Origin of the sequence: Mesorhizobium tamadayense, assembly GCF_003863365.1 — a bacterium.
Lineage (GTDB): Bacteria > Pseudomonadota > Alphaproteobacteria > Rhizobiales > Rhizobiaceae > Mesorhizobium > Mesorhizobium tamadayense.
In genome coordinates this window covers 1-13,381 of sequence record NZ_RQXT01000075.1, presented here as the reverse complement: position 1 = coordinate 13,381, position 13,381 = coordinate 1, and the positions used below count along the sequence as shown (strand labels likewise).

The following is a 13,381-nucleotide window of genomic DNA, read 5'->3' as shown; positions in this document are numbered from 1 at the left end:
ATGCTGAGAGCTATCGCCGGCCTCGATCCGGCAACCTACCGGCCGCACTGGCTGCACGATCCGAAAAGGCGCTGGCCGCAGACCAACTGCTATGTCGATCTGCTGATCGAGGTTCTGCACGCGACCGGTCAGGATCCCGTCGCGGCGCTCGGCTTCACCGTGGCGCTGGATTTCGAGGTTGATCAGTTCACCTTCTTCAAGTTCCCGACCGCCGACCTGCAGAGGTTGGCCGGGCTGGACATACAGGAACTGGCGATCTTCGACCGGCTGGAAACGCATGTGCTGGCGCAAGTCGAACTCGGCCGGCTGCCGCTGGTCGAGGTCGACGCCTTCTGCCTGCCCGACACCAAGGGCATCACCTATCGCAGCGGCCATTCCAAGACCACGGTCGGCATCGATGCGCTCGATCCCGAGGGGCGGCAGATGCGCTACTTCCACAATGACGGCTACTTCGCGCTCGAGGGCGAAGACTATGACGGCATTTTCGGCCAATGGGATGATGTGTCGCCCGGCGGCCTGCCGCTGTTTCCTTACGCAGAATTCGTGAAGTTCGACGCCACGCTCCCGGCCCGTGACGCGGTCGGGACAGCGGCGGCGCTGCTCGCGCATCACCTGAAGCGGCGGCCGAAGCGCAATCCGCTCGGCGCCTATGCGGCCGTGTTCGGCCGTCACGCTGAAGCGTTGGCGACGCGGTCTCCGGACTATTTCCATACCTATGCTTTCAACACGCTGCGGCAGGTCGGCGCGAATTTCGAACTCCTCGGCAGTCATCTCGAATGGCTGGGGTTGCACGGCGAAACCTGCCTGGCCGAGGCGGCGCAAGCCGCCGGCGACATAGCCGATGGAGCCAAGGTCATGCAGTTCAAGCTTGCCCGCGCGATGGCGCGGCAGCGTTTCGAGGGCCTAGCCGAGGCAATCGCACCAATGGCGCAGGCCTACGAAACGGTGATGGACGTGCTGGACGACCGCGTGGCGGGCGTCGCCTCCAAGGCGGCCTAGCGAGCCGGCGAGGCGCATTTGAGCATAGGTGGGGGAATGGACGCCACGGTGTCGATCGCCGGCACTGCCGAGTTGCTGGATCGGGGTTGGCGGATGGCCGTCTCGGCGGCCGGCGCTTGGGCTTCGCCGGACAATATCGGCGCAGACGCCGAATGGCTGGACGCGGCCTGTCCCGGCACGGCGGCGGGCACACTGGAAAAACATGGCCGCTGGGACCGCAAGCAGCCAACCCCGCTGCACGACCGCGATGTCTGGTACAGCCGCAGGCTCGACACGACCGGTCCGGTGCGGCTGGTGTTCGAGGGTCTGGCGACGATCGCCGAGGTCTGGCTCGGCGACCGGTTGCTGTTTACCTCGACCTCGATGTTCGAGCGCCATGAGGCTGCAGCAAGCCTTTCAGGCGGCGAGCAGCTCGCCATCGTCTTGCGCAGTCTCGACCGCCATCTGGAAACGGCGACCGGTCCACGCGCCCGCTGGCGTCCTCGCATGATCGACGATCAGCGGCTGCGGCTGGTCCGCACCACCCTGATCGGCCACATGCCGGGCTGGTGCCCGAAATTCGATATCGTGGGGCCGTGGCGTCCCGTCAAGCTGATCCGCGAGAATGGCGGCCAGCGCATCCTCGACGCCGACATGCGCGCCACGCTCGACGGTACGACCGGGCATCTTGCCGTTGCGATCACCCTCGCCGAACCCTTCGACGATGCACAAACGGCGCATGTCAGCTGCGCCGGAGCGCGCGCGCGCCTCAAGGTCGAGACGCCCACCCGGCTGACGGCAGAATTGGACATTGCCGATGTCGCCCCATGGTGGCCGAACAGTCATGGCGAGCCGGCGCTGCACGAAGTAATGGCGACACTCGGCACGGTGCGCTGCCGGCTGGGCCGGGTCGGGTTCCGCCGCATCGAGATCGATCGCGGCGCCGACGGACGCGATTTCCGCCTGGTCGTCAACGGCGTGCCGGTGTTCTGCCGCGGCGCGGTCTGGACGCCGTCCGATCCTGTGCGGCTGCCATGCGAGCGGGCCGAAATCGAGCCCGATCTCGACCTCGCGCGCCATGCCGGCGTCAACATGCTGCGGGTCGGCGGCACCTTCGCCTATGAGGGCGATGCTTTCCACGAGTTGTGCGACGAGATGGGCATTCTCATCTGGCAGGACCTGATGCTCGCCAATTTCGACTACCCGGCGAAGTCCGAGGTCTGGCGGGCGGCGCTGTCGCGCGAGGCGGAAAACCTGTTGAAGCGGCTTCGGCATTCGCCGTCGCTGGCGGTGCTGTGCGGCGGCAGCGAGGTGGCGCAGCAGGCTGCGATGCTAGGCATGCCGGCAGCGATGGATCCGACACCCTGGTTCGACGAGGTCGTGCGCCCGGCCGCGCAGGCGATCATGCCCGATCTCGCGCTGGTGTCCTCGTCGCCCTCTGGCGGCAGCCTGCCCTTCGCCGCAGATGGCGGCCCGACGCATTATTATGGCGTCGGCGCCTATTGCCGGCCGCTGGAGGACGCGCGCCGCGCGCAGGTGGGTTTCGCCAGCGAGTGCCTCGCCTTCGCCAACGTGCCGGAGCAGGCGACGTTGGATAAGCATCTGCCCGTTCCGCCCGGCCACGATCCGCGCTGGAAAGCCGGCGTGCCGCGCGATGCAGGTGCGTCGTGGGATTTCGAGGACGTGCGCGAGCATTATCTGGAGACGCTGTTCGGCGTCGATGCGCGCCGGCTGCGCACGGAGGATCCGGCGCGCTACCTCGACCTCTCGCGCGCCGTCACCGCCGAGGTGGTTGAGCGCACGATCGACGAATGGCGCAGACCGGCCTCGCCGACGGCGGGTGCACTGCTGTTTTTCTGGAAGGATCTGCGCCCGGGCGCAGGTTGGGGCGTCGTCGATTCGACCGGGCGGCCGAAATCGGTCTGGCATGCGCTGAGGCGCGCCTTCGCGCCGCTCAGGCTGACGCTGAGCGACGAGGGCGTCAACGGGCTAGGCGTCCATCTCGTCAATGACGGGGCAAAGCCAGTCGAGGCGACGCTGTCGCTTGCCTGCCTGCGCGATGGCGTCACCCCGGTGGTGACGGCGCGCCGGCCGGTCAGCCTGCAGGCGCGCGGGGCGCAGTCTCTGTCGGCGTTCTCGCTGCTCGGCGCCTTCTTCGACCTGTCTTATGCCTATCGCTTCGGCCCGGCCGGTCACGAGGTGACCGTGGCAAGGCTGGAAGACAGCGACGGCGAGATCCTGGCCGAAGCCTTTCATGTGCTTCCCGCCGCCATGATCGCGCGACGCGATGTCGGTCTGTCGGCGCGGTTGGTGCGGGCGAAAGACGGCTGGCGCTTGCGGCTCGCCTGCAAGCGCGCCGCCTATCACGTCGCCATCAAGGATGGGCTGTTCCTCGCGCGCGAAAACGGCTTCCACCTGATGCCGGGCAAGGCGAAGGAAATTTACCTGGATGGGCCGGCCTCGTCCCTGCCGGCCGGCATCGTGACGGCGCTGAATGGCGATCGCGACGTAGCCTACGATGCGCCGCAAGCTGACAATGCAGAAATCGGGGCAGAAATCGGGGCAGAAATCGGGGCGGAGATCATGCTTGTGTTACAGCCCGCCAGGAGCATGACATGAAGGGGGTAGTCTTTGCCGACACGATCGGCTGGCTTCATGCAAGCAAGGGCACCCAAGGGCGCGGCCGGGGCGTCATCATCGCCGGGGCGCATGGCCACGAGGACCTGTGCAGCCGGCGTTTCCTGAGGCTGCTGGCCGACAAGTTGGCCGAAAACGATCTGCCGGCGTTGCAATTCGACTATCCCGGCTGCGGCAACGCCGCCGGGGATCATTCAACGCCCGGTCAGGTGCAACGGTGGGCAATCAGCATAGGCGCTGCGATCGATCGGCTGAAGCAGGATTGCGGCGTGGCGGACGTCATTTTGGTCGGCTTCCGGCTTGGTGCTCTGCTGGCGCCGCTGGCGGTGGCCGGACGCGACGACGTGGCCGGTCTCGTACTGCTTGCGCCGCCGTCCTCCGGCAAGGCCTATGTGCGCGAGATCACAGCCATGTCGCGCATGATCGACGCGCCGCTGGCCAGCCGTTCGGCGGGCGAAGGGCTTTTCACCGAGGGGCGCGAGGCCGCCGGCTTCCGCATTTCGCATGAGACGCTGGCCGATCTTTCGGCGCTCGACTGGCGCCATGCCGCAGCAAGCCTTCCATCCCGGCCGATGCTGGTGCTTACAAACGGCAAGTCGCTTGCCGCTGACGAATTTCATGTGCAAGGGGCGGGCGCTGCGGATATCACCACGGCCGAATTCGATGGCTATCCTCTGTTGATGTGCGACCCGACCGCCAACCGGATTCCGGCCGCCGCTCTCGATCGCTGCGCGGCCTGGATAGCCGATCATGCCGGCGAAGCGATCGCAGGAAAGGCAACGCCGCGCTATGCGTCGGAGATTCTGGATGGTCCGCACTACACGGAAAAGCCTGTCCTGATCGGACCGGCGCCGATGATCTGCGGCGTGCTTTGCCGGCCGCGCCGACGGCAGGCTGTGGCCGAGCCGGTGATCTTCCTCAACGCTGGTGGCGTGCCGCATGTCGGCTGGGCGCGCGGCACGGTGGAAGCGGCGCGGGACCTGGCGGCGGAAGGCGTAGCTTCGCTGCGCGTCGACCTGCCCGGACTTGGCCTCAGCGATCAGACCGAGGAAGGGCGCCTGTTCCTCTATGACGGGCGTACCCGCCATGATGTGAGCCGTGCGATCGACTGGATGGAACGAGCCGGCCATCCCGCTGTCGGCTTGGTCGGTACCTGCGCCGGCGCATTCCAGGCTTTTCACGCCGCACGGGCAGATCGGCGGGTGCGGACGCTAACCATGATCAACCCGCTCTGCTTCGCCTGGAACAGTTCCTACGCGCTGGAGATGGCGGTCTGGAAGACTTACGAGACATCCAAGGCCGTGCTCGGGCAGAACGCCACCGCCATGCAGGAGAGCCGCGAGCCGGCCGCCTCGACATGGCGCGGGATCGCTTCGCGCCACGCCCGGCTGATTGTCCGGCGCGGGCTCGAGGCGATCAAGTCCACGTTGTCGATGCTGCATCCGGCCGCGCTACTGGGACGGCGGCGGGTGGAACGCTGGATGCGCGACCTTTGCGGCCGGGGCGTGCGGGTTCTCTTGGTTACCTCGGAAGGCGACCTGAGCCTGAAGGAGATCGCCCGTCATTTTGGCTCGGAGGAAGAGCGGCTCGACAGCATTCGTGGCGTGACCAGGGTCTCGCTGCCGAATGCCGACCACACGTTGACGCCGTATCACGCACGGCGCGCCGTGATCGCCCGGCTGATCGATCATGGCGGCGTCAGGCACGACGGCTACGCTCGTTCCGAGCCGGTGCGCGCGACGACAAGCCCGTCCTTCCTGGTGCCATAGGAGCCAATGGCCCGCGGCACGCACAGCAGCGCCGTGAGGTCATAGTGGGCGATTTCTATTATCGAGGTAGGTCGGACGGCTGTCTCGTCAAAAGCCACACCCGCAGAGGGGCAGGATTTGAACCTGCACCCACCAAGATGGTGCGGCAGATCACAGTTTCTGTTAATCTAAGCACGTGTTGCCGTGAGTAAGAGTCTGAAAGTCGTGCGAACGATGACGTGGCCGCTGGAGACAATTCCGCAAGTCAGCAAGATCGGTCGCTCAGCCGATATAGAAAACGACCGATGGATGCGAATGGCATGATCGATGCTGCAGGAGCCGAAACCCCGTAGACCGTTGTCCAGAACTGCAGTCGCGGTGATTGCAGTTATCTGTCTGTTGATTCTTGCGGCCTTCTTTATCGGCTTTGAATATTCCACGCCCGACGAGGGGGCGCTTGTCCTGCCAGGAGGAGCGCAACAGCCACAATAGATCGATCCGGGAACTGCTGTGTCGGGAAGGCTAAGCCTTTTTGTTTTTCTGGTCGGAGTGGCAGGATTTGAACCTGCGACCCCATCGTCCCGACGACGGGAGCGGCCAGCAAAAGCCCGGATTTCCGGCATTCTTGTCATGGCTGGCGGCTTCTGTTCACCTTTGTTTCCGACTTAACCGTGGAGTTTTCTGTGGGGAGTGGCGGGAGCGTTCGCCTTCTGTCCCTCCCGCCATTCTCACGACGTTTTTTGGGAGGCTTCGCGAGCGCGCCTTGGAGACGATCGCTTCGGCGGCATCTGCCTGGAAGTCGGGGTGATGGTGTCCGTAAGTCTGAATCAGCACTTGGACCGTCATGCCGAGGAAGCCAGCGGCCGCCCACGGGTCCGAACCCTGCTGCATCAGCCACGTCGCGGCTGTGTGCCGGAAGACGTGCGGCGTGATGTCGGTGCGGAACACGCGCCGAATGCTGCCGTCCGGTGCTGCCACCTCGTCATACCAGCCGAGACCGGCCGCCTCGACCACCGAGCGGAAGGCCTTCTTGATCGACTGCACTGGTTTGCCGTTCCATTCAACGACGTAGTCGTGCGCGATCATGCGGCCGATGCTTGCGCTTTTTCCACGTCCCTTGGTCTTGATCTCAAGCGGCGTCACTGTCCAGCGCCGCACATGTGCAAGCAGCCGGTCAGGCAACCTGACCGGTGGTTGGCGCTTGTTCGTCTCGCGGCGGGCGGCGCGGCGGTAGAAGATGCCGCGTTCGAGGTCGACATGTCCGGCGCCCTCTGTTGGCCGGATGGCCGCGCCGCAGACCGCGGCCGACCGGGTGCCGGTGTATAGAGCAACCAGGATGAACCGCGCGACGTGGCGTGCGGTGCGGCGGTCGCTTGGCTTACCCTTCCATGACTGGCGCATGCGCCATGCGGCACGAAGTAAGGCGGCGGCTTCGTCGCGTGTCAACCAACGGTCGCGCGCTACAGGCTTCGCTGGCAGTACGATCGCAGGTGCAGACGTTATATAGCCTTCACGGTGGTAGTTGTTCAGCGCCGCGCGCAGATCCTCCAACTGACGTCTGGCAGCGGCGCCATTGCCGTGCGCCTTGGCGTAGTCGCGACAGACCTTGCCATTGATATCGCCGATCTTCCTGTCGCCGAACCAGCTTAGCACGACGATCAGCCGTTCGGCGGTTTCCTTTGGCTTGGCGTGTGATGGCGCGACGTCAGTAAGATAAACGCTAACGGCGTTGGCTACCGGGACGGTGGCCGGATCACAGCCGCGCTCGCGGGCCGGCCGGTATTTTTCGACGATGTGTTGGGCGAGCCGTCTCTCAGCGCGTTCGCGGTCGCCAGTGCTACCGCAAGCGCTGATGAAGGTTGCGCCATCGCGGATGAACCAGCCGGCTCCGTTGCGCAGGCTGCCGTCCGCCTTTCTGCTTTCGGCGCGCCAGACCAGGCGCGCTCCTTTCGATGTCCGCGGCATAGCTCTCTCATCTTAGCGATCGCTGCCAAAGTCACGTATTCCTTGCCTGCGATCAGCTCTGTCTGAAGGCGGCCAGCATCTCGTTCTTTTCGCAAACCTGCCGCGCCAATAGAGCCATCTGGAAAGGCAATTTCGGCAGCTATGTTGAGGCGGAGCGGTATATTGTCGTCCAACTGCTCTGGAATGCTCATGACTTGCCTTTCGGAAGACGCCGGGCAACGGGCGCCATCGCATAGGGTCTATCAGGCGACTATCCGATTGGAATGTACGGATCTAAGAACGACCTGTGAACGGTATCAGATCTCTCGTGCGGTGATTGGGACACTCTGGAGTAAAAAACGGCGGTGCACACAATGATCACCGGTAATCCCAGACCGGCTAAGTACTCGCTCGAATGTAAGAGTGGTTGGCTCGGCGACAGGGAATCGTGAATATAGGCCTCTCTTGTTCTGCGCGGATGTTGCGGCCGATCCCGGACTCAAATGGCCCGAACTTAACGGCCGGCGTAAGGTTTGATAGAGATCGCGGCGCTGATCGAGACCGCGCCTAATAGCCTGTCCCGTCGCTATACATCACAAGATGCTGCACTGAATGCGGCGTCGGTCGACGACGAGACGTCGGTTGCGCCCGTCTTGGCGGCGGCAGGCAGGTAAAAAGGCCGGCCCATGAAACGCCTAATCCAGCTTTTTTGTTCTCGATTGGCGTAGAGATCACGCTGCGCCACCTACTTTATTAGCAATAGCTTACACTCGAAGAAGAACGTAGCATTGGCGTTTTCAGGCGCTGTGTGGGGAGTACCAATGCGCATAATTCTGGCTCTGGCCGCGCTCACAACCTGTTTCGCCATCTGGGATCGATTTGCGAACGATGGGACCTATAGCGCCACCCTGCAACGAAATATCTTTGGCGCGGTGCTCTCTGGTTGACCAGTCGTGATCAGCGGAGCCACCGCTCGCTGGCAGGGCCGTTCCGCACCAGCCACGACATAAGGACGGTCGCTAACCAAGTGCTGACCTAGGTCGACAAATGATGAACCGATGGCCACCTCGCGTGTCTGACGGTGTCCGGTGCCGGAATATTGGACCGAGCACGCCGATGCATGGCTGCAGGTTGGGTCTCACGCATTTGCTACCGACCCTCGGGCGCCGCGGCCGGGGCCGTCCTGTCGATCCTGGTACATCCTTCGCTCGCCAGCCGGGGCTGGAATACGAGGCGCAGGACAGTGAGAGCGTCTTCGCCTTTGCCCCGGCTCGCCCCCGGGCACGAGGCGACCTTTGCCATCAAGGGCATGCAGGCCGCGTCCTGACGCCGGTCACCGACAGGCCCCGCCTCAGAAAAAGAAGAGCCGCTGGACGACGTCAGGAAGCGCCGGTTACGGCAGTCGAGAAAACGGCTGCCGCAGCGAGTGACTAGGCAACGAGGCTCAACGACAGGCTCATCACGGTCGAGACGAAGCAAGCGCAAGAACGTCCTGTCGAGTGAGAAATTCCAGAACGCCACTCTGACCAGGCTTGATCGGGTACAAGACAGCATTGTCGGACTATCCAATGCCGTTGCAGCGCTCACCGCCACCGTCCAAGCGATCGCAGATCAGAAACGCGGGGAGGCCCGCTAGGCCGTGATTACCTGCTGGACTTCGGTCCGATGAAATCTGGGACCGTGGCCCCGCAGTGGAACATAAAGCTCGAAGTCGTCGTTGCCGATCACAGTGAAACCCTGACAAAGAGAGGAAGTCGTGGCCGACGGGGTAACAGCGATGTCGTGGCAATCTCCTGGAGCAGGACGCAAATCGTTTCTCCGCAACGTTTGCCCGCGAGCCGGCTGGCTTCCTGGGATGAACGGCTATGAGCAGGTCAATCGTGAGCGATTCCGTCGAAATGGAAACCTTCGAGACCGAAGACCTCGAGAAACGGCATTACGTTCGCGTCATCGAAGACGGTGTTGTGTTTATGAAGGCATTCAACTCAGAGAGGGATGCAACCGCCTTCGCCACAAGCGAGAAGGCACGCCTCGGACTCCCTGTAACTCATAAGCGCTGAAGCCGTGAGGCCAGAACTCGTCTGGCGAAGATCGATCCCGCCTGTACGCCGGAGTTGCGCGTATATGCCAAGCCCTGGCGCTGGTCTGCGCCGGGGCTTTTAGTTTTCGCCCCGTGGCTTCGTAAACTCCTCAAGCCGACTTAGTACTGCGGCCAACAACTCATCATGATCAACGGCACCGCGTTGAAAGAAGGTCAACACTGTGAGCGCCAGAGCCTGACTATCTGTCGAATCGCGGTCCAACATGGCGTCGGCGCATATCTGATCGAACACGCGCTGGCAGATGGCCAAATCTTCCGGCCCCAGGAATTGGCTTTGCGGAACCCGTAGCATCACAACGCCTCGCAGGGCGGGAGCACAACGAGTCTCTCAAGCACCGATGCCCATGACATAACCGGTGACGTTTTCGATTCATAATGCGTCTGGTGGTTGGTTCAATCAGGATTCATTGTACAATTTTTACCAAGTGGCGCGGGTGCATTGCCCGTCTCCTTTGGCGCCCTAGTTCCGCGCAGCGGCGTTCGCGTCCGTCGCGACAGATGACTGACGCAGGCAATGCTCGTCCGGCCAACGCGCTCATGAAAAAGCCCGTCGGCACGAAGCCAACGGGCAGAGTTCGGCTGGAGTCACCTGGTTGCGCAACCGGAAGCTATGCGCGCAAGCAGGCACCAGACAAACCGGTTGAGCACTGCTAAGTTCCACTATTCTTCGGGTTCAAGACTCCAGTCCCCGGCGCCTGTAGGACCAAGGTCGCAGCAGCTAACTCTTAGGTCTAAACGGCGAAACATATACCCAATTATCTCATTTGCATCGGGACCGGCGGTGATTAGTCCCTTCTCGTCGGTTGTCGAACACCCGCCGTTTCCTGCGATTGCGGCGGGTGTTCTCATCGGAGCAGGTGCATGCAATTGGGCGAGATCATCGCGAACTTTTTTGCTGCCCTTCTGGTGATATGCGTTCTCGCGGTCGTGTTCTTCGTAGGTGGTGGCAAGCCGCTATGGCCGGAGCATGAAACGAAAATGATCATTCTGCCGCCGCCAGATGCGATAACAACCGGATCAGTCAGAACGCCAACTCACCCACCTTTGCCTGATACCATTGATGCGGGGCTGGTGCAGCCGAGACCCCAGCCCGAATAGCGGTTTGGCCAGCACGCTTGCAGCCATCAAGAAGGCGCTAGGTGAAGGCGTCGGTATCCGCAGCCGCCGTTGCGCGAATAATCCTTCCATGCCGGAACCTAATCGCCGAACTCCCGTTCGTGTGTACCGCCGGTAACAACTGAATGGACATCGGCGGCAGAGAGACAGCGCAGCGCTCCCGTCTGTTCAAGGCATCAGCGAGTGCTTTCCCCGTGTTTGAGAGCGAGCGACAGCGCGCCGAGCGCGTCAAGGCGGAAAAGGGATTCCGGGTCCGGCACCTTATGCGCGAAACCGGCATTACCGAAGCCCAGGCACTCGACCTCATCGATCTGATCGGCAATGATACGAATTCGCTTCTTCGCGAGGCGCGGCTTTTGAACAAGTAGCTGGTCCAGCAGCATTCGAGATCGGATGCTCCGCTCATAACTCCATCACCGCGGCTCTTTCGCGGGCCGGTTTTTTGCCTGTCGGCGGCGCCGCATTCTATTGGGTGCCAATAACACCACCCTCACCAGCGGAGCGATTGGATAGCGTCGGGCCTCCAGCGGTAAAGACAACACCGGCTCTTTCAAATGCTTGCCGCATGGCCGCCAGTTTTCTCGGGCTCGGTATCCTGTGACCATTTTCAAAATCGCTGATCGTCGCCTCGCCAAGATTGGATCTGGCGGCAAGTCGTACGCGCGACCAGTTCAGCAGCCCTCGTGCCGCTCGCGACTGATCAGCTGTTAGATATTTCAAAGGCAATCTCCGCCCGGATCGTTACGAGTCGAGCTTCAGTCGTTTATGCGTTGGCTGCTCGTGCCAGAGCACCTGCCGCAAGTCGCGCCGGTCGACGGCCTGTCCGCAGTAGGGGCAGGTGTGGAAGTGATCGATTTCCTCCGCCGGCTGCTTGCCGTGTCGGGTGCCCACAACCGGCAGTCCAAGATCTGAAACCTTCGTCACGGTCGGAGCTTCCTGGCCTCTCGTTTTAGTGTCTTCCGCTCGCTGCCATGCTCGCTGATCAGTTCCCGAACCTGTTCGGGGGTGATGCGGTGCTGCTTGGCGAAGTAGCGAACCTCATAGTCCTCATCGGCTGAAACGTGATCCCGGTCCCGGAAATCGCGATTGTTCTTGTCGTCGGCCATGATTGTTCCTCCTGCCTCAGCAACAGCGAGCCAAGGCCAAGGCTCCTGCCAAACATCTATTCACGCACGGCAACCCGCGAGGTCGAGGAACAGTCGGCGATGGAATCGGTGTCCACCGTGACCAGGCCGCCGCCGTCAATCCAGACCGTGACCTTGCCATCCTCTTCATCTACGCGCGTCGCAAACCCGCTGATTTCGACCCTGTCACCCGCCTTGGCCTTTTTCTCGTCGCCAACTCGCGGACCTCGTGCCATCGATCAACCGCTCCTAGTCAGAGCTAATTACCTAAACATGCAAATTAGCTAAAATGTTCCGGAACTGCCCGCGGCCGCGTGGCTTGAATCGCGGTCCTGTCGAGTTCGCGTCGATGCGTCTGAACTTCATCCCGCCGCTGATGCCTTGCCTCGTCGACAAGCCGCCCGAGGGCGACGCCTGGATTCACGAGGTGAAGTTCGACGGCTATCGATCGCAGATTGCGATCGAAGATGCGGAAGTCCGGATCTTCACCCGGCGCGGCCTCGATTGGACCGCGAAATATCGCGACCTGGTCGAGACGGCCAAAGGACTGAATGTTCAAAACGCGATTATCGACGGGGAAATCATTGTTCTCAACGATGACGGCGTCTCGGATTTCGGTGAGCTCCGCAGAGCCATCAGTCGGCGCCAGCACGACCTCTACTTCGTGGCCTTCGATCTCCTGCATCTAAACGGGCACAGCCTGCTCGACATGCCGCTTGAAGACCGGCGCGAGGTGCTGCACGCGATCATCCCCGAGGGTGAGCGAATCCAGTTCAGCGAAGCGCTGCCAGGCACAAGCTCCGCCGTCTTCCATCTTGTCGAGCAGGCCGGGCTGGAGGGCGTCGTTTCGAAGCGGAAGGACAGCAAATATCGCTCCGGGCCGTCGACGAATTGGCTGAAGGCCAAGTGCTACACGATAGATGAATACGAACTGCTCGGCGTCGAGCGAGAGGCCGGCAAGCCAGCTTTTGCCCTGATGGCGGAGCGCGGCACCGGCCGTTACGTCGGCTCCGCTTTCATCACCCTGAACCGAGAGATGCGCGAGCGTCTCTGGCAGCGCGTCCAGGAGCACGCAGGGACGGCGCCAAAGGGGATGAAGCGGCCGGCGACGCACTGGGTCAAGTCGGGGCTGATCGGCCGCTTGAAGCATCTCAGGGGTGAGGAAGACCTGCGGCATGCGTCGCTGCAGGATTTTCGCGAGGAGGAGGGAACTTAAATCAGTCGAGCGCTTTGTGTCGCATGGCAAAAGCAATTCGGGTCATACTGGGGACACGGCGCGATGGTGCTGGCCGCTTCAGCAATATGAGCTTGTGCTCTGGTATTGGGCGACTTTCTTTCTGATCTGAGGCCTGTTGGGGGCCATGGAAACGCATTGCGCCAAACGGATATCGGCCTTCGACCTCGACGCGTTACGCGAGGCTTTTAAAACGTCGGCTCGCGAGAATGGCGTTACAGGCACCGAGTGGGCGGTATTCGCCCAGATATTCCTTAAGCAGACAACCGCCGAATTCAGCGAAGATATTTTCTTGGCGAGTCCACTTGAAGGGACCGGAGAGCAGGAATAAATCCCTATCGGTGCGGCGACCCACTCACGAGGATCGCCAATGACGATGAAATTCCCCTTTGTTGAAGACACGCTCGGCAAAAGCTCGAAGCCGGCACAGGTCTGTCGGTCTATTGCCTCACCTGTAGGCGAAACGCGGTCCTGGACGTCGCCGCTCTGGTCAAGCGCT

General features: G+C 62.3%; 12 protein-coding genes. 7 read left to right on the top strand and 5 right to left on the bottom strand.

From position 1 onward, the window contains the following. The 3 genes from EH240_RS33835 to EH240_RS33825 are packed head-to-tail and all read left to right on the top strand — an operon-like array spanning window position 1 to window position 5,384. Window positions 1–999: a DUF1839 family protein gene (locus tag EH240_RS33835; RefSeq protein ID WP_125006696.1), complete on the top strand. Its 999-nt coding sequence runs from the start codon at window positions 1–3 to the stop codon at window positions 997–999. Window positions 1,000–1,035: 36 nt separating this feature from the next. Next, the gene (locus EH240_RS33830; RefSeq protein WP_245436642.1) at window positions 1,036–3,597 is read left to right on the top strand and encodes a glycoside hydrolase family 2 protein; all 2,562 of its coding nucleotides are present in this window, start codon (window positions 1,036–1,038) and stop codon (window positions 3,595–3,597) included. After that, window positions 3,594–5,384: an alpha/beta fold hydrolase gene (locus tag EH240_RS33825; protein WP_125006694.1), complete on the top strand. Its 1,791-nt coding sequence runs from the start codon at window positions 3,594–3,596 to the stop codon at window positions 5,382–5,384. Before EH240_RS33830 ends, EH240_RS33825 begins: the two co-directional genes overlap by 4 nt. 627 nt (window positions 5,385–6,011) lie before the next feature. Here the strand turns inward: EH240_RS33825 and EH240_RS33820 are convergent. Beyond that, window positions 6,012–7,328 carry a tyrosine-type recombinase/integrase gene (locus tag EH240_RS33820; RefSeq protein ID WP_125006692.1) on the bottom strand — a complete coding sequence of 439 codons (1,317 nt, stop codon included), beginning with the start codon at window positions 7,326–7,328 and terminating at the stop codon, window positions 6,012–6,014. 1,859 nt (window positions 7,329–9,187) lie between these two features. On the opposite strand from EH240_RS33820, the gene EH240_RS33815 reads away from it, so the two are divergent. The 3 genes from EH240_RS33815 (at window position 9,188) to EH240_RS33800 (ending at window position 10,892) form a co-directional block, all read left to right on the top strand. Then, on the top strand, window positions 9,188–9,367 hold the full coding sequence (locus EH240_RS33815; RefSeq protein WP_125006690.1) for a hypothetical protein: 180 nt from the start codon (window positions 9,188–9,190) through the stop codon (window positions 9,365–9,367). A gap of 902 nt (window positions 9,368–10,269) precedes the next feature. Then, window positions 10,270–10,506 (top strand): polymerase, encoded by a 237-nt coding sequence (locus tag EH240_RS33805; RefSeq protein ID WP_125006686.1) that lies wholly within the window; start codon window positions 10,270–10,272, stop codon window positions 10,504–10,506. A 143-nt stretch (window positions 10,507–10,649) separates the two neighbouring features. Then, window positions 10,650–10,892, top strand: a complete 243-nt coding sequence (locus tag EH240_RS33800) for a hypothetical protein (RefSeq protein ID WP_125006684.1) — start codon at window positions 10,650–10,652, stop codon at window positions 10,890–10,892. A gap of 97 nt (window positions 10,893–10,989) precedes the next feature. Here EH240_RS33800 and EH240_RS33795 read toward each other — a convergent pair whose 3' ends face one another. From EH240_RS33795 to EH240_RS33780, 4 genes are read right to left on the bottom strand one after another with little or no spacing between them, the layout of a single operon-like run. Further along, window positions 10,990–11,244: a helix-turn-helix domain-containing protein gene (locus EH240_RS33795; RefSeq protein WP_245436640.1), complete on the bottom strand. Its 255-nt coding sequence runs from the start codon at window positions 11,242–11,244 to the stop codon at window positions 10,990–10,992. Between the two features lie 21 nt (window positions 11,245–11,265). Next, a complete protein-coding gene (locus EH240_RS33790; RefSeq protein ID WP_125006680.1) occupies window positions 11,266–11,448 on the bottom strand; it encodes a hypothetical protein in 183 nt (60 codons plus the stop codon). Then, window positions 11,445–11,630, bottom strand: coding sequence for a DUF3606 domain-containing protein (locus tag EH240_RS33785; RefSeq protein ID WP_125006678.1), 186 nt, complete (start codon window positions 11,628–11,630; stop codon window positions 11,445–11,447). The genes EH240_RS33790 and EH240_RS33785 overlap by 4 nt, the downstream gene beginning before the upstream one ends. 56 nt (window positions 11,631–11,686) lie before the next feature. Further along, a complete protein-coding gene (locus EH240_RS33780) occupies window positions 11,687–11,884 on the bottom strand; it encodes a hypothetical protein (RefSeq protein ID WP_125006676.1) in 198 nt (65 codons plus the stop codon). 113 nt (window positions 11,885–11,997) lie between these two features. Here EH240_RS33780 and EH240_RS33775 point away from each other — a divergent pair, with 113 nt between their 5' ends. Continuing rightward, window positions 11,998–12,864: an ATP-dependent DNA ligase gene (locus tag EH240_RS33775; RefSeq protein ID WP_125006674.1), complete on the top strand. Its 867-nt coding sequence runs from the start codon at window positions 11,998–12,000 to the stop codon at window positions 12,862–12,864. Window positions 12,865–13,381 lie beyond the last annotated feature (517 nt).